Raw genomic sequence first — 18,228 nt, forward strand, 5'->3', positions numbered from 1 at the left:
ACAAACCGTTCAGAGACCGCCGGGCTCCTCCTGTGGACGGCTCTCTTGGGTGCCATAGCTCTGGTTCTGGTCCACGGTGCGCTCGTAGTTCGGCTCGAGCGAGAGCGTCCAGAACAGAATCATGCCGACCAGCACCGTCACCAGTACCAGTAACGCGACGCCCCAGATCGTGCTGGCGTATAGAAAGCTCTGCGAGCTGCGCTGGCGCATGAAAGCGGGCAGTCCGGTGAACAGCAAGTACGTGGAGTAGATCCCAGCGATCAGCAGTACGATCGCGGCGAACCAGCGGTTCGGGTAAAGCCCGGACACTCCAGCCAACAGAAAGGGTGTGATCACGTAGGCGATGAAGCCTATGCACTGGTTCAGGCTTGGCCGTACTTCAAAGGCCCGCGCCATCCAGCGCACTAAGAGGCCCATGATGATGGTGCCGACGACAATGGTGACGTACAGCAGCAGGCATAGCTGGAACGCACTGCCGAAGTCGAGCCTCACCCGTTCCGCATCCACCAGGCTCCAGCCGACGAGAGTGACCCCAATGAACAGGCATACGGTTGGAATCAGGGAAAGCAGGAGCAAGTGCATCAGGTAATGCAGGCCGTGCGCATCTTCCTTCTGGCGAATGGCTTCCCAGGCACGATCCGGCCGGGTGAATAAGCTGATGAATTCTGGGGTCATGGAGCCTCCTGATACCGTGCTTGAGCCGCTGTCGTAGATATAGACGTCACAGCGGCGCAGGGATTCAGCAGGCTTTGGCTTCAATCTGTCGCGTCTGGATGGTTTGGGCACGCAAAAGCTTCAAGCCCCGCAGTGCGGGGCTTGAAGCTCGGCTCATCAGCGTATGTAAATCGGCCCGACGCCCATGCCCCACATGATCACCGAGAGCGCGATGATCGCCACCAGCACGACCAGCCCAACGGCCAATACTGAGCTGGAGAACAGGAAGCCTTCGTCAGACGGGATATTCATGAACGTCGGCAAGCCGACATAAAGCAGGTAAGTCGTGTAGCAGATTGCTGCCGTGCCGACGATCATCCCCAACCATATGTGAGGGTAGAGCGCGGCCAGGCCACCAACGAACAGAGGCGTTGCGGTGTAGGCGGCGAACACGATGCATTGCACCAGGCTCGGGCTGGCATCGTAGGTGCGTGACATCCAGTGAATGAAGCCGCCCATCACCGCAACGCCCGCGAGCATTGCCAGGTAGGACAGAAGGGTAAGCTGAAATGCACTGCTTTCGGTGAGTCTTACGGCGTCCCCACCGCCAATGCTCCAACCGAACTGAGTGGTACCGATGAAAGCGGAAATGGCTGGTATCGCCGCCAGAACCAACACTTCTCCGAGATGCAAATGTCCGACGTCGCGTTCTTCTCCGGTGATCTCCTGCCACTCCTGACCTGGGTGAGCGAATAATCCCCAAACGTGATTGATCATGCCAGCGTCTCCTCGGTTTTGGAGGGTCGCTTCGCCTGGCGTGCCGTCAGTTGGACGGGCGTGCGACCTTAAGTCGCAGTATAGGAATTTGGCGGTACGGCGCACCCGGCTGGTTAGAGCGTTTAGAAGCTATGGGCTTAGCGGTAATAGCGTTGCAGTATTTCCATCGCCAGATTGATTGACTGGATGCGCTTGGTGCTGCCTCCACGATCCGGATGATGGATGCTCACCAACTGGCGGTAGCGCCGCTTGATTGCATGCAACGTCAGCGAGGCGCCTTCCTGATCCAGCTCGAACAACTCGAGCGCCGCCTGCTTCTGCTCTGGATCCCAAGCTTCGCTCCGCTCATCGAGGTGGTCGCCGCGCATCCGCGACCAGAAACTCGCCAGCAGGCGTTCCACTTCTCCCTCGTCGGTGTCGCGCAGGTTGGTCATGTCCAGGTAGTACTCGCGAAGCGGGTCGTTCTCGACGACACCGGCGATCCCTGGCATGTAAGGCTGAAGCTGGACACACAACGGTGAAATCTGAAGATTGTGGCGGTTCTCGCCCCAAAGCTGGTCGCGCAGACGGTACAGCGCGTTGAAAACGAGGAAATGCGTACGGAACAGCACCAGCTTGTCGAGTAGCGGCAGGTTGGGAATGTGCGTGCTGTGACGGGCCTTTAGCTGTTGGATCAGCTGGTATTCGCTGCAGCCCTCCGGCTGTTCGCATAGCAGCACGAAAATCTGCTCGGCCAGGTCCATCTCGGATTCGAAGTCGTCGGTCATGCAGGTAAGCCTAGCAGCCAGCGGTGCGAATCGTTGGATGGATGGGGTGGGGCGCGCCGCACTTTGCGCGTAAAATGCGCGCCTTTTCGCATTCCACCGGACTCCTCACATGGGCAACCTTTCGGTCAACCAGAACAAACTGCAAAAACGCCTGCGCCGTCTCGCCGGCGAGGCCGTTACCGATTTCAACATGATCGAGGATGGCGACAAGGTCATGGTCTGCCTGTCCGGCGGCAAGGACAGCTACACCATGCTCGACGTGCTGTTGTACCTGCAGAAAGTCGCGCCGATCCGCTTCGAAATCGTCGCGGTGAACATGGACCAGAAGCAACCGGGCTTTCCCGAGCACGTGCTGCCCGAGTACCTGAAGTCCATCGGCGTGGATTATCACATCGTCGAGAAGGACACCTACTCAGTGGTCAAGGAGAAAATCCCGGAAGGCAAGACCACCTGCTCGCTGTGCTCGCGCCTGCGTCGAGGCACGCTCTACACCTTCGCCGACGAAATTGGCGCGACCAAGATGGCCCTCGGTCATCATCGCGACGACATCCTGGAAACCTTTTTCCTCAACATGTTCTACGGCGGCACGCTCAAAGCCATGCCACCCAAGCTGCTCTCCGATGATGGCCGCAACGTGGTGATTCGCCCGCTGGCTTATTGCAGCGAGGCCGATATCGAAGCCTACTCGCAGATGAAGGAATTCCCGATCATCCCGTGCAACCTCTGCGGCTCGCAGGAAAACCTGCAACGCCAGGTGGTCAAGGAAATGCTGCAAGAGTGGGAGCGCAAGTCGCCGGGCCGCGTCGAGATCATGTTCCGCGCCTTGCAGAACGTGGTGCCGTCGCAACTGGCCGACCGCAACCTGTTCGACTTCACCAGCCTGCGCATCGACGACAGCGCGACGCCACGCTTTCTCGACGTGATGAGTCTATAGGGCGGAGCGGTTTCGCAGGGTGAGCCGGGCAGCGCCCCGCTTCAGTTTCGTAGGGTGGGCTTCAGCCCACGGGGCGTTTCATGACCCTGGTGGTGGCTTGAGGCCCATTGCGGCATTCGAATGGTGGCTGAAGTCCACCCTACCGGTGTAAGCGTCAGCTACGAGCTTGCAGTTATGTAGGGTGGGCCGGGCGGCGCTCCGCTTCCGCCCACCAAAGCGCAGGAGAGCTGAAAAGGAAGCCACCCAATGAGCTTGCGGCAAGCAGCTCGCAGCAGTAAGGTAGACGCCATTCAGGAGTTTGATATGTCCCTCAGCCTCGCTTCCATTTCCCTCGTAAATGCCGGTGCCGCACGCGCCGAGCAGCTGCGTGGCCAAGCGTTCGCGGCTGATGGTTATTACTTTGGGTATTGGTTTAGCCACAGGCGCGCCTGATACCCCACAGGCGCCCTAGCAAAGCAGGGTCGCCACCAGACAGTTTTCGAACCCCCGGTCGGCCTCCCGATCGGGGGTTTTGTTTTTTTCGGCCCGGAAAGGCCACACGCATCGAGGACCGCACCATGTACAGCTACCGCAACGATTACCGTACCTACCGCTATGACTGGCGATTTAGCCGCTTCACCGCCGCCGCTCCGACACCCATAGACCGAACACTTCGCTAGCGCCGACGCGGCATAGAAGCCGCGCCGGCCAAGGACCGCCAGATCATGAATGCACCGCTTTCCGCTCAGCTCGCCAGCTCCAACCCTGCCTCCAGCCCAGCCAGACGCAGCGCTCATCCACTGCCCAGCCCCGCCGTACTGCGTCAGCGCCTGCCGCTCAGTGCAGCGCTCGCCGAACGTATCCATACCGACCGCAACGCCATTCGCGCCGTGCTCGATGGCAGCGACCCGCGCCTGCTCGTCGTGGTTGGACCTTGCTCGTTGCACGACGCCGAATCTGCTCGTGAATACGCCGAACGCCTCGCTGGCCTGGCGGCTCAGGTCGATGACCAGTTGCTGTTGGTGATGCGTGCCTACGTCGAGAAGCCGCGAACCACCGTCGGCTGGAAAGGCTTGGTCTACGACCCTCATCTCGATGGCAGCGGCGACATGGCTGAAGGCCTGCGTTTGTCGCGGCGCCTGATGTTGGACATTCTCGAGACTGGCCTGCCGATCGCTACCGAGCTGCTGCAGCCGCTGGCCGCAGGTTACTTCGACGATCTGCTTGGCTGGGCGGCCATCGGTGCACGTACCAGCGAATCGCAGATTCATCGCGAGCTGGTGAGTGGGCTCGATCTGCCGGTGGGCTTCAAGAACGGCACCGACGGCAGCCTGGGCATCGCCTGTGATGCCATGCGCTCGGCCGCCCATGCGCATCAGCATTTCGGTATCGATGATCTCGGGCATCCGGCGCTGCTACAGACCAGCGGGAATCCCGACACCCATCTGGTGTTGCGCGGCGGACACGCTGGCCCGAACTACGACGAAAAGGGTGTCGCCGTAGCTTGTGAAACGCTGCAGCGCCAGGGCATAGCGCCGCGAATCATGGTCGATTGCAGTCATGCCAACAGTGGCAAGGATCCGCTGCGCCAGCCGGCGGTGCTGGATGCGGTTATCGACCAGCGTCTGGCTGGCGAGGCGAGCCTGCGTGGCGTGATGCTCGAGAGCCATTTGTTCGATGGCTGCCAACCGTTATCCGGCGAGCTGCGCTATGGCGTTTCGATCACCGATGGCTGTCTGGGCTGGATGGAAACCGAGCGGCTGCTGCGCGATGCGGCCGAACGTCTGCGTGGTTAAGGGCAGACCATAGAAACGATGTTGGATTACGCCTTCTGATCGTCGGATTATGCCTTCGGCTAATCCGACCTACGAAAACTGCAACGTGCAGAAGCAGGATGGAATCGCCGAGGGCGCTTCCGTCGTTTACCGCGAATCTCTGGCTGCAGGCCCGGGCAATGGCTTCAGCCAAACCACCAGCCCCGACTGCTTTTACTCGCAGCTCGTGGCTTGCAGCTTGCGGCTGCTATCGGCAACCTGTGTCGCCGCTGTTTTTCGGACCGTAATAAACCATGCATGACTACAAATGGCTGCACGAATACTGTCTCAATCGTTTCGGCTCAGCCGCCGCGCTGGAAAGCCGGCTGCCCCGGCCGAGCAGCCCCGATGAGCTGCGTGCCATTCCTGACGATCGCTACCTGTCGCTGATCAGCCTGCGAATCTTTCGCGCCGGCCTCAAGCACAGCCTGGTGGATGCCAAGTGGCCGGCCTTCGAAGAGGTGTTCTTCCGCTTCGATCCGGAAAAGCTGGTGCTCATGGGCGGCGAGCACATTGAGCGACTGATGCAGGATGCGCGAATCATTCGTCATCTTGGCAAGCTCAAGAGCGTGCCGCGCAATGCTCAGTTCGTCCTCGACGTGGCGAAGGAGCACGGCAGCTTCGGCAATCTTATTGCCGATTGGCCGGCGACCGATATCGTCAGCCTCTGGCGTTATCTGGCCAAGCACGGCACCCAGCTTGGCGGCTTGTCCGCGCCGCGCCTGTTGCGCATGGCCGGCAAAGACACTTTCATTCCCAGCAATGACGTGGTGGCTGCGCTCAAGGCGCAGAAGGTGGTCGATAAAGTGCCGAGTAGCCAGCGCGACCAGGCGGCGGTGCAGGCCGTGTTCAACCAGTGGCATGACCAGAGTGGCCGGCCCATGTGTCAGCTGTCGTCTATGCTGGCGTTTACCGTCAACCACTGAAATCGCTGCATTGGCATAGAGGTCAGCAAGAATTCATCAGTTGCCACGCGTGCCAGCTCAGGCTGATAGAGGAGGCTGGAAGTGAACGGGGCCATGCAGCAAGTCGCCGACGCGTTACGACAAGCCGAGCGCATTCTGATCATCACCGGCGCCGGGTTGTCTGCCGATTCCGGTTTGCCCACCTACCGTGGCGTGGGCGGGCTTTACAATGATCGCACCGAAGATGGCTTGCCGATCGAAACAGCGCTGTCCGGCCCGATGCTCCGGCTCGATCCGGCGCTGTGCTGGAAATACCTGGCTGAAATCGGCCGCGCCTGCATCGCGGCGAAACCCAACGCCGGCCATGCCGCTATCGCCGAGTTGCAGCGGCGCAAACCCGACTGCTGGGTGCTGACTCAGAACATCGACGGGTATCACCGGGCGGCAGGCAGTCCGCCGCAGCGCCTGATCGAAATCCACGGGACGCTTGCCAACCTCTACTGCATGAATTGTGGCGAAACGAGCGAGGAATTGTCGGAACATCTGGCCCGACCACTACCACCGCGCTGTGCGTGCGGCGGCATGTTGCGGCCGCCAGTCGTGCTGTTCGATGAGATGCTGCCGGAGTCGGCCCTGGGACGTCTGCGCGAAGCGTCGACGAAGGGTTTCGATGCGGTACTTGCCGTGGGCACTTCGGCGAGCTTCGCTTACATCGTCGAGCCGCTTTTGCGGGCACGTCATGGCGGCGGTTTCACGGCGCAAATCGATCCGGCTGCCAGCGAACTGTCGATGATGGTGGATGTGCATGTCGCTGCGGGCGCGTCAGACGTTTTACCGCAGTTAGTTCGTCACATTTTTGCCAATTGAATTTGATCATCGGGGTTTGGGCAGGCATAGTCATGCCACTTTCGATTTCCCCGATACGCCTTCCCTATGCGCCGACGCTTCGCATCCCTGCTGCCCTTTGCCCTGATCATGCTGCTGACAGCCTGCGCCGTCCAGCCTGAACAGAGCGACAGCACACTAACGCTGGAAGGCTTCGAGTTCGACTTCTCCAACGCGGTATCCGAGTCGGACATCAGCGCCGGGTCGGACGAACCCACCGAGGAGCAACTCCGCGAGCTTGCCGACGACGAGAGTTACAAGCTACCGGCGCTTGCCGACAGCGTGCTCGAGCGCGGTTTCACACTGGTCGGTACTCCTTATCGCTACGGCGGCAGCTCGACCAGGACGGGTTTCGATTGTAGCGGCTTCGTCGGTTTCGTCTTTCGCAAGGAAGCTGGCCTCGAGCTGCCGCGTTCCACACGCGAGATGATCAAGGTCGACGCACCGAAGGTTGCGCGCAGCGAATTGGAACCGGGCGATCTAGTCTTCTTCAACAATCGCGGCCGTGGCCGGGTCAGTCATGCCGGCATCTACATCGGCGACGACCAGTTCATTCATTCATCCAGCAGCCGCAGTGGTGGCGTACGGGTGGACAGCCTGAACGACAAGTACTGGCGGGCCAGCTTTATGCAAGCCAAGCGCGTACTGGCGCTTGCCAGCGATTCGACCGCCGTTCCCGTTCATCACTGAATACCGGACCGGGCGGCGTCAGAGTTGCATCCTCATGCATATGCCGGCAGAGTGATGGCTCTTGTGCCTGGACTGCTCTGTCATGCCCCTTCCGGCTCGTCTCGCGATCGTTCTGTTAACCGCGCTATTGCTAAGCGCCTGTGCCAATCGGTCGTCAATTGAACCGGTGACGATAACTCCAATGTCAGCACCGCCTTTGTCGGGTGCTGCGGAGGATGTCCTGTTCACCGCCTTGGGGCTGGTCGGCACGCCTTATCGCTATGGCGGCAACACGCCTGACAGCGGCTTCGATTGCAGCGGCCTGATCGGCTATGTATTTCGCGGCGCCGCAGGCCTTTCGTTGCCGCGTACTACTCGGGAAATGAGCACGATTGGCGGCGCCGCAATCAGGCGTGATGCCTTGCAAGCTGGTGATCTGCTGTTCTTCGCCACCAACGGCGGTCGCGGTGTCAGCCATGCGGCCATCTACGTCGGCGAAGGACGTTTCGTCCACGCGCCGTCCAGTGGCGGGACGGTGCGGCTGGATAGCCTTTCCAACAGCTACTGGCAGAAGACTTACCTCAGCGCCAAGCGCATCCTCGATAGCGAGCAGATCGCCCGCAATCCCTGAGCCTCGATATGCCTCATCGTGCCCGGCGTCTGTGTCGTGCACATCGGGTTCGACAGCCAAGAGGAGCTGAGCATGCCGCCCATTCTTCGCCTGCCAGACCCTCCCGAGGTGTGCGAGCTGTGCAAGCGCGAGGTGCCGCTGACCCGCCATCACCTGATTCCCAAAGCGTTACACGGCAAAACCTACATACGTAAACGTTTCGCTCGCGAAGAGCGCATCATCGCCACGCTGTGGGTATGTCGGCCTTGTCATAATCAGATCCACCGTCTGTTCAGCGAGAAGGAACTGGCGCTCACCTACAACAGCCGAGAGGCGTTACTTGCCGATCCGCAATTGCGCACCTTCGTCGATTGGCTGGCCACCAAACCGGCCGGATTCGTTCCACGGCACTGACCTCTCTCACCTCTGACCGGTGCGCAGCGGCGCTACCAGTGCAGATTGAAGTGCGAGCCCAGCACGAAGCGATCATCCAGCAGGTCCCAGCGTTCAACGCAGGCTTTCTTGTCGGCACCGGGGTGAAGCTTCAGGCGGTTGAACGAGTTCGGCGAAGTGCCGCGTACCCGTGACGAAAGCGTGGTGCCGGCCTGGACCATCCAGATCTCCCGCGATAGTCCGGGATACTGCTTGGACAGCGGCAACACATAGGGCAGGTGGATATGCCCGCCCATCACCAAGTCCAGCCCGTGATCGGCCCAGCGGTGCAGTGCGTCGTCGGCGTTGTGCTGCAGATTGCTCAGGTCGCTCAATTTCATCGCCCCGAAAGGCTGGTGCGCGACCACGATGCGCAGCTTGTTCTGATCGGCCTGCTTCAATCGCCGCGTCACGGCCTGCACCTGCTCCTCGGTCACCAGACCGTCCTTGTGCCGCCGTGGGTGCGTGGTGTTGAGGCCGATGATCAGCGCTTCGTCGTTCTCGAAGGTGGGCTCGAGATCGTCTCCAAAATGCCGGCGATAGTTGCGGTACGGCATCAGAAAGCGCGCGAAAACGTTATACAGCGGAATGTCGTGATTGCCCGGGATCACCAGTTTTTCGGCAATGCCATGGCCGTGCAGGCGCTGGACGAATGCCTGCGCTGCGGCGAACTGTCCGGCTCTGGCGCGCTGGGTGATGTCGCCCGAGAAGATCAGCAGATCGGCGCGATGCTCGCGCACGTGGTCTTCCATGGCTTGCACCACCGCCGGTTGCTCGGTGCCGAAATGAGTGTCGGAGATCTGCACGATGGTCGTCATGTGGCTGGCGTCTTCTCGTTGGGGATGCCGAATTGATGGGCACGTTATCGCATTCGAAGCCGTTAACGGCCTGGCGTTCCGGTAAAAAATCCGGATCGCACCCGGAAGCGCCTGCGGCATTGCTTTCAGTTGCGCTGCGCAGGGCCTTGGACTAACCTCCGCGTCGCTTCAGGTGCCACTGGTTTAATGCCAGTGGTGAAACAGGGAAGCCGGTCCAGTCGCAATGACGATTCCGGCGCTGCCCCCGCAACGGTAGGCGAGACAGGACACCGCTCACAGCCACTGTGCCACAGGCATGGGAAGGCGACGGTTTCCGGATGCAAGGCATCCGCTCGCAAGCCCGGAGACCGGCCTGTCGCATTCCACGGCAGTGCGGCGGGCGCTGATCGGGGTGCGGCTGCCTGCACCTGCACCTCTTTCACTTTCTCCGTCTGCCTTTATCGACTGTATGTCGTGCGGCGGGCACGACGGAGAATATCCATCCAATGCGCAATTCCCTTCCCCTGGCCGTGGTGCTGCTGGGCCTTCCTTCCTGTGTGCTGGCCGATCACGGCGATGCCTTGCTGTTGGGCCAGCAGGTGATTACCGCCAGCCGGACCGGCCATTCGCCGGTCTCCATCGCTTCCAGCAGCCTTATTACTCGTGACGAGATCGAACGCCAGCAGGCCGGCAGCGTGCCGGAGCTGCTGCAACGCCTGGCTGGGGTTAGCGTCACCAGCAACGGCGGGCGTGGCAAGAGCACCTCGATATCCATTCGCGGTACCAGCGACAAGCACGTACTGGTGCTGATTGACGGCGTCCGGGTCGGTTCGGCCACCTCCGGCAGCGCCGCGCTGCAAAGCATCCCGGTGGAGCAGATCGAGCGAATCGAGATCGTGCGCGGACCGCGTTCCAGCCTGTACGGTTCGGAGGCCATGGGCGGGGTGATCCAGATATTCACCCGTCGTGGCGGCGCTGATGGCTTCAAACCTTACTTTTCGGTGGGTGCCGGTTCGCGTTCGAGCTACACCGGCTCGGCTGGCCTGGCCGGCAGCCACGGCAACGGCTGGTTCAACCTCGGCGTGGCCAGCGAGTCCACCGACGGCATCAATGCCCGTGCCTATCGCGGCACTGCACCCAAAGCCTTCGAGCCGGATGCGGACGGCTACCGCGAACTGTCTGCGCAGCTGCGCGCCGGTTATCGCTTCGACAACGGGCTGGAGCTGGACGGCAGCTGGCTGCAGAGCGAAAACCACAGCGATTTCGACACGCGCTCGACCAGCGGCGCCACCGGTCGTGACGCCTATAGCGACGGCTCTCTGCAGGCGCTCAGCGGCCGTGCACGTTTCTCGCCGCTGGCTTTCTGGGATATCACCCTGCAGGCGGGGCACAGCGAGGACCTGAGCGACAACTTTCAGGATGGCAACTTCTATTCCCGTTTCGACACCCGCCGCGACAGCCTGAGCTGGCAGAACGACCTGCGTTTCGGTGAGGCGCAGGTGCTGAGCCTCGGCATGGATTACCAGACCGATCGCATCGACAGCAGCGACAACTATGCCGAAGACAGCCGCTACAACAAGGGCTACTTCGTCCAGTATCAGGCCGCCTTCGGTCGTCACGGCGTGCAGGCCGGCCTGCGCCGCGACGACGATGAATTCTTCGGCTCGCATGACACCGGCAGCCTGGGCTACAGCTTCGACCTGAGCGAGGCACTGACCCTGACCGCAGCCTACGGCACCGCCTACCGCGCGCCCACCTTCAATGATCTGTACTACCCGGCCAGCGCCTTTACCGCCGGCAACCCGGACGTCAAGCCGGAGGAATCGGAAAGCTACGAGATCGGCATCCGCGGCAGCCACGGCTGGGGCGAGTGGAGTGTCAGCGCCTATGAAAACCAGATCGAGGACCTGATCGTCTGGGCAGGGACTAGCCCCATGCGTCCGGAAAACGTCGACGTGGCGCGCATTCGTGGCATCGAGACCACCGTTGCCACCGTGCTGGCCGGCTGGGATGTGAACGCCAATCTGACCTTCATGGACCCGCAGGACCGCAGCAAGGCCAACCACGGCCATCTGCTGCAACGCCGTGCCAAGCGCCAGTTCAACCTGGATCTGGATCGCCAGTTCGGTGCCATCGGGCTGGGCGCCTCGCTGTACGCGGCGAGCGAACGCTTCGACAAGGCAAGCAACACCGAGGAGTCGCGCATGCCCGGCTACGCCCTGATGGATCTACGCAGCGAATACCGCGTCGACGAGGCCTGGCGCCTGCAGGTCAAACTGGCGAACTTGTTCGACCGCGACTACGAAACCACCCAAACCTACGAACAACCTGGCCGCGCGGTGTATTTCACCGTCCGCTACCAGGCCATCTGATCCGCAACCCAAAGGAGAACATCATGCATGTCCTGTCCACACGCGCCCAGTTGGCAATAGGCGCCGCGTTGATCCTTCTGATGGCCATGACCCGGGGTCAACACTTCGCCAGCGTAGAGAATCTGCCCAGCGCCAGCTGGTCGATTTTCTTCCTCGCCGGCTTCTACCTGCGTTCGCGCTGGATGTTCGTGCTGCTGTTCGCCGAAGCGTCCGTGCTGGACTTCGGTTCCCTGGCCAGCGGCAGCATCAGCGACTGGTGCCTGTCGCCAGCCTACTGGGCGCTGGTGCCGGCCTACGGCAGCCTGTGGCTGGCCGGGCGGCTGTTCGCCGGCTGGCAGCGTGACGATCTGCGCAGCTTGGCCGTGCTGGCGTTGACGCTGCTGGTCGCGGGTTTCGTCGCCTACTTGATCTCCGGCGGGACGTTCTACTTCTTCTCCGGCCGCTATCCGGAGCCGACGCTGGCCGGCTTCCTGCCGCGCATCGCCCAGTACGTGCCGCGTCACCTGGGCAACCTGGTGTTCTACGTCGGCACGGCGCTGGTGCTGCACGTCGGTATCGTTTCGGCGCTACGCCTGATGCGTGCGCGGGAGGTGCATTGATGGACGACCGCGACGCACGACACAAGGCGCGCATGCAGCGCAAGAAAGCGGTGGTCGACGCGAAGATCGCCGAGGCCCAGGACGAGTACGGCCTGCTGCTGGTGCACACCGGCAACGGCAAGGGCAAGAGCAGCTCGGCCTTCGGCATGGTCGCCCGTGCGCTGGGGCATGGCATCAAAGTCGGCGTGGTGCAGTTCATCAAGGGCGCAGCCAGTACCGGCGAGGAAAATTTCTTCCGGCGATTCCCCGAGGAAGTGCGCTATCACGTGATGGGCGAGGGCTTCACCTGGGAAACCCAGGATCGCCAGCGCGACATCGCCAAGGCTCGCGAAGCCTGGAGCGTCGCGGCCGAGCTGCTGGCCGATCAGGAGATTGGGCTGGTGGTGCTGGACGAGCTGAACATCGCGCTCAAGTACGGCTATCTGGAACTCGACCCGGTGCTCGCCGATATCGAGTCGCGGCCCATGTTGCAGCACGTGGTAGTCACCGGTCGCGGCGCGCCGCCCGGGATGATCGAGGCGGCCGATACCGTGACTGAAATGAGCTTGATCAAACATGCCTTCAAGGCTGGGGTTAAGGCGCAGAAGGGCGTCGAATTCTGATGCCTGCATGCAAGGCGTTCACGATGACGTTTGTTTCATCCACCCGCGTTGTCGGTGGATGGATGAAACGTCATCCCTACGATGATCAGAGGCCGCGATGAATAGCAGAAGCTGCCCCGCACTGCTGATAGCCGCACCAGCGTCAGGCCAAGGCAAGACCACCGTCACGGCCGGCCTGGCACGCCTGCATACCCGGCTGGGCAAACGCGTGCGGGTGTTCAAGTGCGGTCCAGACTTTCTCGATCCGATGGTGCTGGCGCGTGCCAGCGGTCATCCGGTCTATCAGCTCGATCTGTGGATGGTCGGCGAAGCCGAGAGCCGCCGGCTGCTGTGGGAAGCGGCGGGCGAGGCCGACCTGATCTTGATCGAAGGGGTGATGGGGCTGTTCGACGGCACCCCATCGGCTGCCGATCTGGCCCGGCACTTCGGTATTCCGGTATTGGCGGTTATAGACGGTTCGGCCATGGCGCAGACGTTCGGCGCGCTGGCACACGGCCTGGCCAGCTATCAGCCGGACCTGCCATTTGCCGGCGTGCTCGCTAATCGGGTGGGCAGCAGCCGGCATGGCGAGATTCTGCGGGACTGCTTGCCGGAGCAGATTGGCTGGTTCGGCGCCTTGCCGCGCAGTGAGTCGGTGGGCCTGCCGAGCCGACATCTGGGCCTAGTGCAGGCGCAGGAACTGGCGGATCTGGATGCCCGGCTCGATGCGGCTGCCGATGCGCTGGCGGCGAGTGCGGATAGCGAGTTGCCGGCGCCGGTCAGTTTCCCACCGCCAGAGCCCTTGAGGGTGCCGCCGCTATTGCAGGGCGTGCGCATCGGCGTTGCGCGCGATGCCGCTTTCGCTTTCGTCTATCAGGCCAATCTCGATCTGCTTGAGGCGCTTGGCGCCGAGCTGCTGTTTTTTTCTCCGCTGCATTTTTCCAAGCTGCCCGCGGTAGACAGTCTGTACCTGCCGGGTGGCTATCCCGAGCTGCATCTGGCCACCTTGGCTCGCAATCGCGCCATGGGCGAGGCGATCCAGGCGCATCACGCAGCGGGCAAACCTATCCTCGCCGAATGCGGCGGCATGCTCTATCTGCTCGACGGGCTGACCGACCAGGCCGGTACGCGCGAGGACATGCTCGGTCTGCTACCTGGCCAGGCGCGGATGCAAAAGCGCCTGACCGCGCTGGCGCTGCAGGAAACTGCACTGCCGGAAGGGCGCCTGCGCGGCCACACCTTTCATCATTCTTCGCTCGAAACAGCCATGCAGCCCATCGCGCAGGGCGAATGTCCGAACTACAAACGCACCGCCGAAGCGGTTTATCGGCAGGGTCGGCTGACAGCGTCTTATATCCACTTCTATATGCCGTCCGATCCCCACGCTGCGGCGGCGCTGTTCAAGCCATGAGCGATCACGCGTTCACCGAGGAACAGCGCGCTGGCGTCTACCGCGCCATCGCCGAACGACGCGACATGCGCCATTTCAGCGGCGGCGAAATAGCGCCCGAGCTGCTCGCACGACTGCTGGAAGCCGCGCATCAGGCGCCCAGCGTCGGCTTGATGCAACCCTGGCGGTTCATCCGCATTCGTCGCGCCGAGCTGCGTTCGGCCATCGCCGAGCTGGTCGAGCAGGAACGTGTGCTGACCGCCGAGGCGTTGGGTGAGCGTGGCCGTGAATTCATGCAGTTGAAGGTCGAGGGCATCATGGATTGCGCCGAACTGCTGGTCGTCGCATTGATGGAAGGACGCGAAACCCACATATTCGGCCGTCGCACCCTGCCGCAGATGGATCTGGCCTCGACGGCCTGTGCCATCCAGAACCTCTGGCTCGCCGCGCGAGCGGAAGGGTTGGGAATGGGCTGGGTGTCGTTGTTCGATCCTCAGGCACTGGCCGACCTGTTACAGATGCCCACCGGTGCCGAGCCGGTAGCGGTGATCTGCCTCGGACCGGTCGATGCGTTCTATCCGGCGCCGATGCTGGCACTGCAGGGCTGGACGCAACCTCGACCGCTGGATGAATTGCTGTTCGAAGACGGCTGGGAGAAACAATCTTGAGCGTGGCGCTGAGCTGCCTCGCCGGAGTCGGCCTGGATGCGCTGTTGGGCGAGCCTCGTCGCAGCCACCCGCTGGTGATCTTCGGGCGGCTGGCTGATCGACTGGAGCAACATTTCAACGGCCCGGACGGCCGCGGTTGGCGCAGCCATGGCGTCACCGCCTGGTGCCTCGCGGTTTTGCCGTTGACGGTCATCGCCTGGTTGTTGAGCCTGCTGCCTGGCGTTGGTTGGCTGGTCGAGATCTCTCTGCTGTACCTCGCGCTCGGCCTGCGCAGCCTGGGCGAGCATCTGATGCCGGTGGCGCTCGCCTTGCGCAGTGGCGACCTGACCGAGGCGCGGCGACGAGTCGGTTTCATCGTCAGCCGCGACACCAGTGAACTGGACGCGCAGGGCGTGGCCCGCGCGGCGACCGAATCGGCGCTGGAGAATGGCAGCGATGCGATCTTTGCCGCGCTGTTCTGGTTCGCGATTGCCGGTGCGCCTGGCGTCGTGTTGTATCGCCTGAGCAATACGCTGGATGCCATGTGGGGCTATCGCACCGAACGCTTCGAGCGTTTCGGCTGGGCCGCCGCGCGCATCGATGACGCGCTCAATTTCATTCCCGCCAGACTGGTCGCGCTGACCTACGCCGTGCTGGGCCAAACGGGCAAAGCCTGGCGCTGCTGGCGACGGCAGGCACCCTTGTGGGACAGCCCCAACGCCGGGCCGGTGATGGCCGCAGGTGCCGGCGCGTTGGGTGTGTCGCTGGGCGGGCCGGCGATCTATCAGGATGTGCTGCATCAGCGCCCGGTCCTGGGCGAGGGCGAAGCGCCCGGCGCGCGCGATATCGAGCGCGCGTTGGACATGGTTTGGGCTGGCGTCGGTCTCTGGCTGTTGGCATTGCTGCTGGGAGGCTGGCTGCATGCTTGAACATGGCGGACGGCTGCGGGCAGCGGCGCGCGATTTCGCCATCCCGCTGACGGATTGGCTCGACCTGTCCACCGGTATCGCGCCTTATGGATTCGATCTGCCGGTTGTGCCCGCTGATGCCTGGATGCGGCTGCCGGAAATCGAGGACGAGCTGGCCGCTACGGCCCGCGATTATTACGGAGCCGAGTCGCTGCTACCGGTCGCCGGCTCGCAAGCCGCGATCCAGATGCTGCCGCGGCTGCGTCGGAATACGCAGGTCGGCATCGTTTCGCCCTGTTATGGCGAGCACGCCGAGGCGTGGCGCCGCGAAGGGCATCGCGTCAGCGAGTTCAGCGAAGGGGCGGTACCACGGATGCTCGATCAGCTCGACGTTCTGGTGGTGGTCAATCCGAACAATCCCACCGGGCGCCTGTTACCGCCCGAACAGCTACTCGACTGGCATGCGCGGCTGGCGGCGCGCGGCGGCTGGTTGGTGGTCGACGAGGCGTTCATGGATCCGACGCCCGAGCTCAGCCTGGCGTCCTACGTCCATCTGCCAGGGCTGATCGTGCTGCGCTCGTTTGGCAAATTCTTCGCTATGGCCGGCGCGCGGCTCGGCTTCGTTCTAGCCGAGTCTGAGCTGCTGGGCGCGCTGGAAAATGCATTGGGCCCCTGGCCGATCGCCGGCCCGTCACGGTTCATCGGCACGGCACTGCTTGCCGACTGCGCAGGACAACGCCGACAGCGTGAACGGCTCCTGGCTGAAGGCGAGCGGCTGGCCCAGCTGCTGACAACCAGCGGCCTGCCGCCTGCAGGCAGTTGTGGCCTGTTTCAGTGGGTCGTAACCGAAGAGGCGGATCTGCTGTACGAATTCCTTGCCTGTCAGGGCATTCTTGTTCGCCGTTTTCACTATCCGCCGAGCCTGCGTTTCGGTCTGCCCGCAGACGAGCTGGGCTGGTCTCGCCTGAGCCGCGCATTGGCTTGCTATCAGGAGATTCGCGCATGAACACATTGATGGTTCAGGGCACCACCTCAGATGCTGGCAAGAGCACGTTGGTGACCGCGCTGTGCCGTTGGCTTCGCCGGCAAGGCGTGTCGGTCGCGCCGTTCAAGCCGCAAAACATGGCGCTCAATAGCGCTGTCACTGCCGAAGGCGGGGAAATCGGCCGCGCCCAGGCGGTCCAGGCTCAGGCCGCCGGGCTGGCGCCGCACACCGACATGAACCCGGTGCTGCTCAAGCCCAACAGCGACATCGGCGCGCAAGTGATCATCCATGGTCGCGCCGTCAGCAACATGGACGCCGTGGCGTACCACGATTACAAACGTGTGGCGATGGATGCGGTGCTCGAATCCCATCGGCGCCTGAGTGCTGCGTATCAAGTGGTGATGGTCGAAGGTGCCGGCTCGCCTGCGGAGATCAATCTGCGCGCCAATGACATCGCCAACATGGGCTTCGCCGAGGCGGTGGATTGCCCGGTCATTCTCATTGCCGATATCGACAAGGGTGGCGTCTTTGCCCATCTGGTCGGCACGCTGGAACTGCTCAGTCAAAGCGAGCAGGCGCGGGTAAAGGGCTTTGTGATCAACCGCTTTCGCGGCGATATCGCGCTCCTGCAACCAGGCTTGGACTGGCTCGAACAGCGCACCGGCAAACCAGTGCTGGGCGTGTTGCCTTATCTGATGGATTTCCATCTGGAAGCCGAGGACGCGATCGACGTGCGCCAGTCCGCCAAAGCGGAGCAGACCTTGAGGGTGGTGGTGCCGGTGCTGCCGCGCATCAGCAATCACACCGACTTCGACCCGTTGCGCCTGCATCCTCAGGTCGATCTGCGTTTCGTCGGCCCCGGCCAGGCGATTCCGGGTGCGGACCTGATCATCCTGCCGGGCTCCAAGAGCGTCCGCGCCGATCTTGCCTGGCTGCGCGAGAACGGCTGGGAAGCTGCGATCGGTCGCCATCTGCGCTACGGCGGCAAGGTGCTTGGAATTTGTGGCGGGTTGCAGATGCTCGGTGAAAGCATCGCCGATCCCCTTGGGCTCGAAGGCGCGGCGGGGCAGAGTAATGGGCTCGGGTTGCTGGCGTTGTCGACCGAACTGGCCGCTGAGAAACAATTGCGCAACGTGCGCGGGCGATTATGTCTGGATGAGGCCGCCATCAGCGGTTACGAGATTCACGCGGGGATCAGCAGCGGCCCGGCACTCGAGCGATCCGCCGTGCAACTCGATGACGGTCGGATGGATGGAGCTATCAGCGAGGACGGCCAGGTACTCGGCACCTACCTGCATGGTTTGTTCGAATCCGCCACGGCCTGCGAAGCGCTATTGCGCTGGGCCGGTTTGGAAGATGCGCAGCGGGTGGATTATCACGCGCTGCGCGAACGTGACATCGAGCGCTTGGCCGACTTGGTCGAGGTGCATCTGGATGCCCGCCTGTTGCGGGGGCTTTGCGGTGTTTGATGTTGTAAGCCGCCGTTGCGTGTTGAACCTCGGCCACGTTCGGCGGTTACACCC

Annotated in this window: 19 protein-coding genes and 1 riboswitch; of the genes, 15 read left to right on the forward strand and 4 right to left on the reverse strand. The window is 62.5% G+C overall.

The genetic code is table 11. The features are described 5' to 3' along the window. Positions 1–9 precede the first annotated feature (9 nt). The 3 genes from GYM54_RS00195 to GYM54_RS00205 form a co-directional block, all read right to left on the reverse strand. A complete protein-coding gene (locus GYM54_RS00195; protein ID WP_181102459.1) occupies positions 10–675 on the reverse strand; it encodes a Yip1 family protein in 666 nt (221 codons plus the stop codon). Positions 676–831: 156 nt separating this feature from the next. Then, positions 832–1,431: a Yip1 family protein gene (locus GYM54_RS00200; protein ID WP_181102457.1), complete on the reverse strand. Its 600-nt coding sequence runs from the start codon at positions 1,429–1,431 to the stop codon at positions 832–834. Between the two features lie 137 nt (positions 1,432–1,568). Further along, positions 1,569–2,198 carry a DNA-J related domain-containing protein gene (locus GYM54_RS00205; protein ID WP_181102455.1) on the reverse strand — a complete coding sequence of 210 codons (630 nt, stop codon included), beginning with the start codon at positions 2,196–2,198 and terminating at the stop codon, positions 1,569–1,571. 109 nt (positions 2,199–2,307) lie between these two features. Here GYM54_RS00205 and ttcA point away from each other — a divergent pair, with 109 nt between their 5' ends. The 7 genes from ttcA (at position 2,308) to GYM54_RS00240 (ending at position 8,408) form a co-directional block, all read left to right on the forward strand. Further along, a complete protein-coding gene (gene ttcA / locus GYM54_RS00210; protein ID WP_197444552.1) occupies positions 2,308–3,132 on the forward strand; it encodes a tRNA 2-thiocytidine(32) synthetase TtcA in 825 nt (274 codons plus the stop codon). Between the two features lie 704 nt (positions 3,133–3,836). Continuing rightward, positions 3,837–4,907 carry a 3-deoxy-7-phosphoheptulonate synthase gene (locus GYM54_RS00215; RefSeq protein ID WP_197444553.1) on the forward strand — a complete coding sequence of 357 codons (1,071 nt, stop codon included), beginning with the start codon at positions 3,837–3,839 and terminating at the stop codon, positions 4,905–4,907. A gap of 272 nt (positions 4,908–5,179) precedes the next feature. Then, the gene (locus tag GYM54_RS00220; protein WP_181102449.1) at positions 5,180–5,851 is read left to right on the forward strand and encodes a DNA-3-methyladenine glycosylase I; all 672 of its coding nucleotides are present in this window, start codon (positions 5,180–5,182) and stop codon (positions 5,849–5,851) included. Positions 5,852–5,944: 93 nt separating this feature from the next. Then, entirely contained in the window at positions 5,945–6,697 is a 753-nt protein-coding gene (locus GYM54_RS00225; protein WP_181102446.1) for an NAD-dependent deacylase, read from the forward strand. Positions 6,698–6,763: 66 nt separating this feature from the next. Then, positions 6,764–7,405 carry a C40 family peptidase gene (locus GYM54_RS00230; protein WP_181102444.1) on the forward strand — a complete coding sequence of 214 codons (642 nt, stop codon included), beginning with the start codon at positions 6,764–6,766 and terminating at the stop codon, positions 7,403–7,405. An 82-nt stretch (positions 7,406–7,487) separates the two neighbouring features. Then, positions 7,488–8,015, forward strand: coding sequence for a C40 family peptidase (locus tag GYM54_RS00235; RefSeq protein WP_131648376.1), 528 nt, complete (start codon positions 7,488–7,490; stop codon positions 8,013–8,015). A gap of 72 nt (positions 8,016–8,087) precedes the next feature. Beyond that, positions 8,088–8,408, forward strand: coding sequence for a hypothetical protein (locus GYM54_RS00240; RefSeq protein ID WP_131648377.1), 321 nt, complete (start codon positions 8,088–8,090; stop codon positions 8,406–8,408). A gap of 32 nt (positions 8,409–8,440) precedes the next feature. Here the strand turns inward: GYM54_RS00240 and GYM54_RS00245 are convergent, their stop codons facing one another. Next, positions 8,441–9,244 (reverse strand): metallophosphoesterase, encoded by an 804-nt coding sequence (locus GYM54_RS00245; protein ID WP_197444554.1) that lies wholly within the window; start codon positions 9,242–9,244, stop codon positions 8,441–8,443. A gap of 153 nt (positions 9,245–9,397) precedes the next feature. Continuing rightward, a riboswitch (cobalamin riboswitch) is annotated at positions 9,398–9,615 on the forward strand. Between the two features lie 114 nt (positions 9,616–9,729). Here GYM54_RS00245 and btuB point away from each other — a divergent pair. The 8 genes from btuB to GYM54_RS00285 all read left to right on the forward strand — a co-directional run bounded on the left by btuB (position 9,730) and on the right by GYM54_RS00285 (position 18,174). Continuing rightward, positions 9,730–11,595 carry a TonB-dependent vitamin B12 receptor gene (btuB, locus tag GYM54_RS00250; protein ID WP_197444555.1) on the forward strand — a complete coding sequence of 622 codons (1,866 nt, stop codon included), beginning with the start codon at positions 9,730–9,732 and terminating at the stop codon, positions 11,593–11,595. Positions 11,596–11,618: 23 nt separating this feature from the next. Next, entirely contained in the window at positions 11,619–12,194 is a 576-nt protein-coding gene (locus tag GYM54_RS00255) for a hypothetical protein (RefSeq protein WP_197444556.1), read from the forward strand. Further along, positions 12,194–12,796: a cob(I)yrinic acid a,c-diamide adenosyltransferase gene (gene cobO / locus GYM54_RS00260; protein WP_197444557.1), complete on the forward strand. Its 603-nt coding sequence runs from the start codon at positions 12,194–12,196 to the stop codon at positions 12,794–12,796. Before GYM54_RS00255 ends, cobO begins: the two co-directional genes overlap by 1 nt. Positions 12,797–12,893: 97 nt before the next feature. Beyond that, entirely contained in the window at positions 12,894–14,186 is a 1,293-nt protein-coding gene (locus GYM54_RS00265) for a cobyrinate a,c-diamide synthase (protein ID WP_197444558.1), read from the forward strand. Further along, a complete protein-coding gene (gene bluB / locus GYM54_RS00270) occupies positions 14,183–14,833 on the forward strand; it encodes a 5,6-dimethylbenzimidazole synthase (RefSeq protein WP_197444559.1) in 651 nt (216 codons plus the stop codon). Before GYM54_RS00265 ends, bluB begins: the two co-directional genes overlap by 4 nt. Next, positions 14,830–15,741, forward strand: a complete 912-nt coding sequence (cbiB, locus tag GYM54_RS00275) for an adenosylcobinamide-phosphate synthase CbiB (RefSeq protein WP_197444560.1) — start codon at positions 14,830–14,832, stop codon at positions 15,739–15,741. Before bluB ends, cbiB begins: the two co-directional genes overlap by 4 nt. Next, positions 15,734–16,726, forward strand: a complete 993-nt coding sequence (gene cobD, locus GYM54_RS00280; RefSeq protein WP_197444561.1) for a threonine-phosphate decarboxylase CobD — start codon at positions 15,734–15,736, stop codon at positions 16,724–16,726. The genes cbiB and cobD overlap by 8 nt, the downstream gene beginning before the upstream one ends. After that, positions 16,723–18,174, forward strand: a complete 1,452-nt coding sequence (locus GYM54_RS00285) for a cobyric acid synthase (RefSeq protein WP_197444562.1) — start codon at positions 16,723–16,725, stop codon at positions 18,172–18,174. The genes cobD and GYM54_RS00285 overlap by 4 nt, the downstream gene beginning before the upstream one ends. The last annotated feature ends 54 nt before the right edge of the window (positions 18,175–18,228 follow it).

The sequence above is a fragment of the Pseudomonas sp. MTM4 genome (assembly GCF_019355055.1).
GTDB lineage: Bacteria > Pseudomonadota > Gammaproteobacteria > Pseudomonadales > Pseudomonadaceae > Stutzerimonas.

Coding starts and splice junctions, on each gene's coding strand:
- GYM54_RS00195 (WP_181102459.1), bottom strand. CDS start 675: ATGACCCCAGAATTCATCAGCTTATTCACCCGGCCGGATCGTGCCTGG.
- GYM54_RS00200 (WP_181102457.1), bottom strand. CDS start 1,431: ATGATCAATCACGTTTGGGGATTATTCGCTCACCCAGGTCAGGAGTGG.
- GYM54_RS00205 (WP_181102455.1), bottom strand. CDS start 2,198: ATGACCGACGACTTCGAATCCGAGATGGACCTGGCCGAGCAGATTTTC.
- ttcA (WP_197444552.1), top strand. CDS start 2,308: ATGGGCAACCTTTCGGTCAACCAGAACAAACTGCAAAAACGCCTGCGC.
- GYM54_RS00215 (WP_197444553.1), top strand. CDS start 3,837: ATGAATGCACCGCTTTCCGCTCAGCTCGCCAGCTCCAACCCTGCCTCC.
- GYM54_RS00220 (WP_181102449.1), top strand. CDS start 5,180: ATGCATGACTACAAATGGCTGCACGAATACTGTCTCAATCGTTTCGGC.
- GYM54_RS00225 (WP_181102446.1), top strand. CDS start 5,945: ATGCAGCAAGTCGCCGACGCGTTACGACAAGCCGAGCGCATTCTGATC.
- GYM54_RS00230 (WP_181102444.1), top strand. CDS start 6,764: ATGCGCCGACGCTTCGCATCCCTGCTGCCCTTTGCCCTGATCATGCTG.
- GYM54_RS00235 (WP_131648376.1), top strand. CDS start 7,488: ATGCCCCTTCCGGCTCGTCTCGCGATCGTTCTGTTAACCGCGCTATTG.
- GYM54_RS00240 (WP_131648377.1), top strand. CDS start 8,088: ATGCCGCCCATTCTTCGCCTGCCAGACCCTCCCGAGGTGTGCGAGCTG.
- GYM54_RS00245 (WP_197444554.1), bottom strand. CDS start 9,244: ATGACGACCATCGTGCAGATCTCCGACACTCATTTCGGCACCGAGCAA.
- btuB (WP_197444555.1), top strand. CDS start 9,730: ATGCGCAATTCCCTTCCCCTGGCCGTGGTGCTGCTGGGCCTTCCTTCC.
- GYM54_RS00255 (WP_197444556.1), top strand. CDS start 11,619: ATGCATGTCCTGTCCACACGCGCCCAGTTGGCAATAGGCGCCGCGTTG.
- cobO (WP_197444557.1), top strand. CDS start 12,194: ATGGACGACCGCGACGCACGACACAAGGCGCGCATGCAGCGCAAGAAA.
- GYM54_RS00265 (WP_197444558.1), top strand. CDS start 12,894: ATGAATAGCAGAAGCTGCCCCGCACTGCTGATAGCCGCACCAGCGTCA.
- bluB (WP_197444559.1), top strand. CDS start 14,183: ATGAGCGATCACGCGTTCACCGAGGAACAGCGCGCTGGCGTCTACCGC.
- cobD (WP_197444561.1), top strand. CDS start 15,734: ATGCTTGAACATGGCGGACGGCTGCGGGCAGCGGCGCGCGATTTCGCC.
- GYM54_RS00285 (WP_197444562.1), top strand. CDS start 16,723: ATGAACACATTGATGGTTCAGGGCACCACCTCAGATGCTGGCAAGAGC.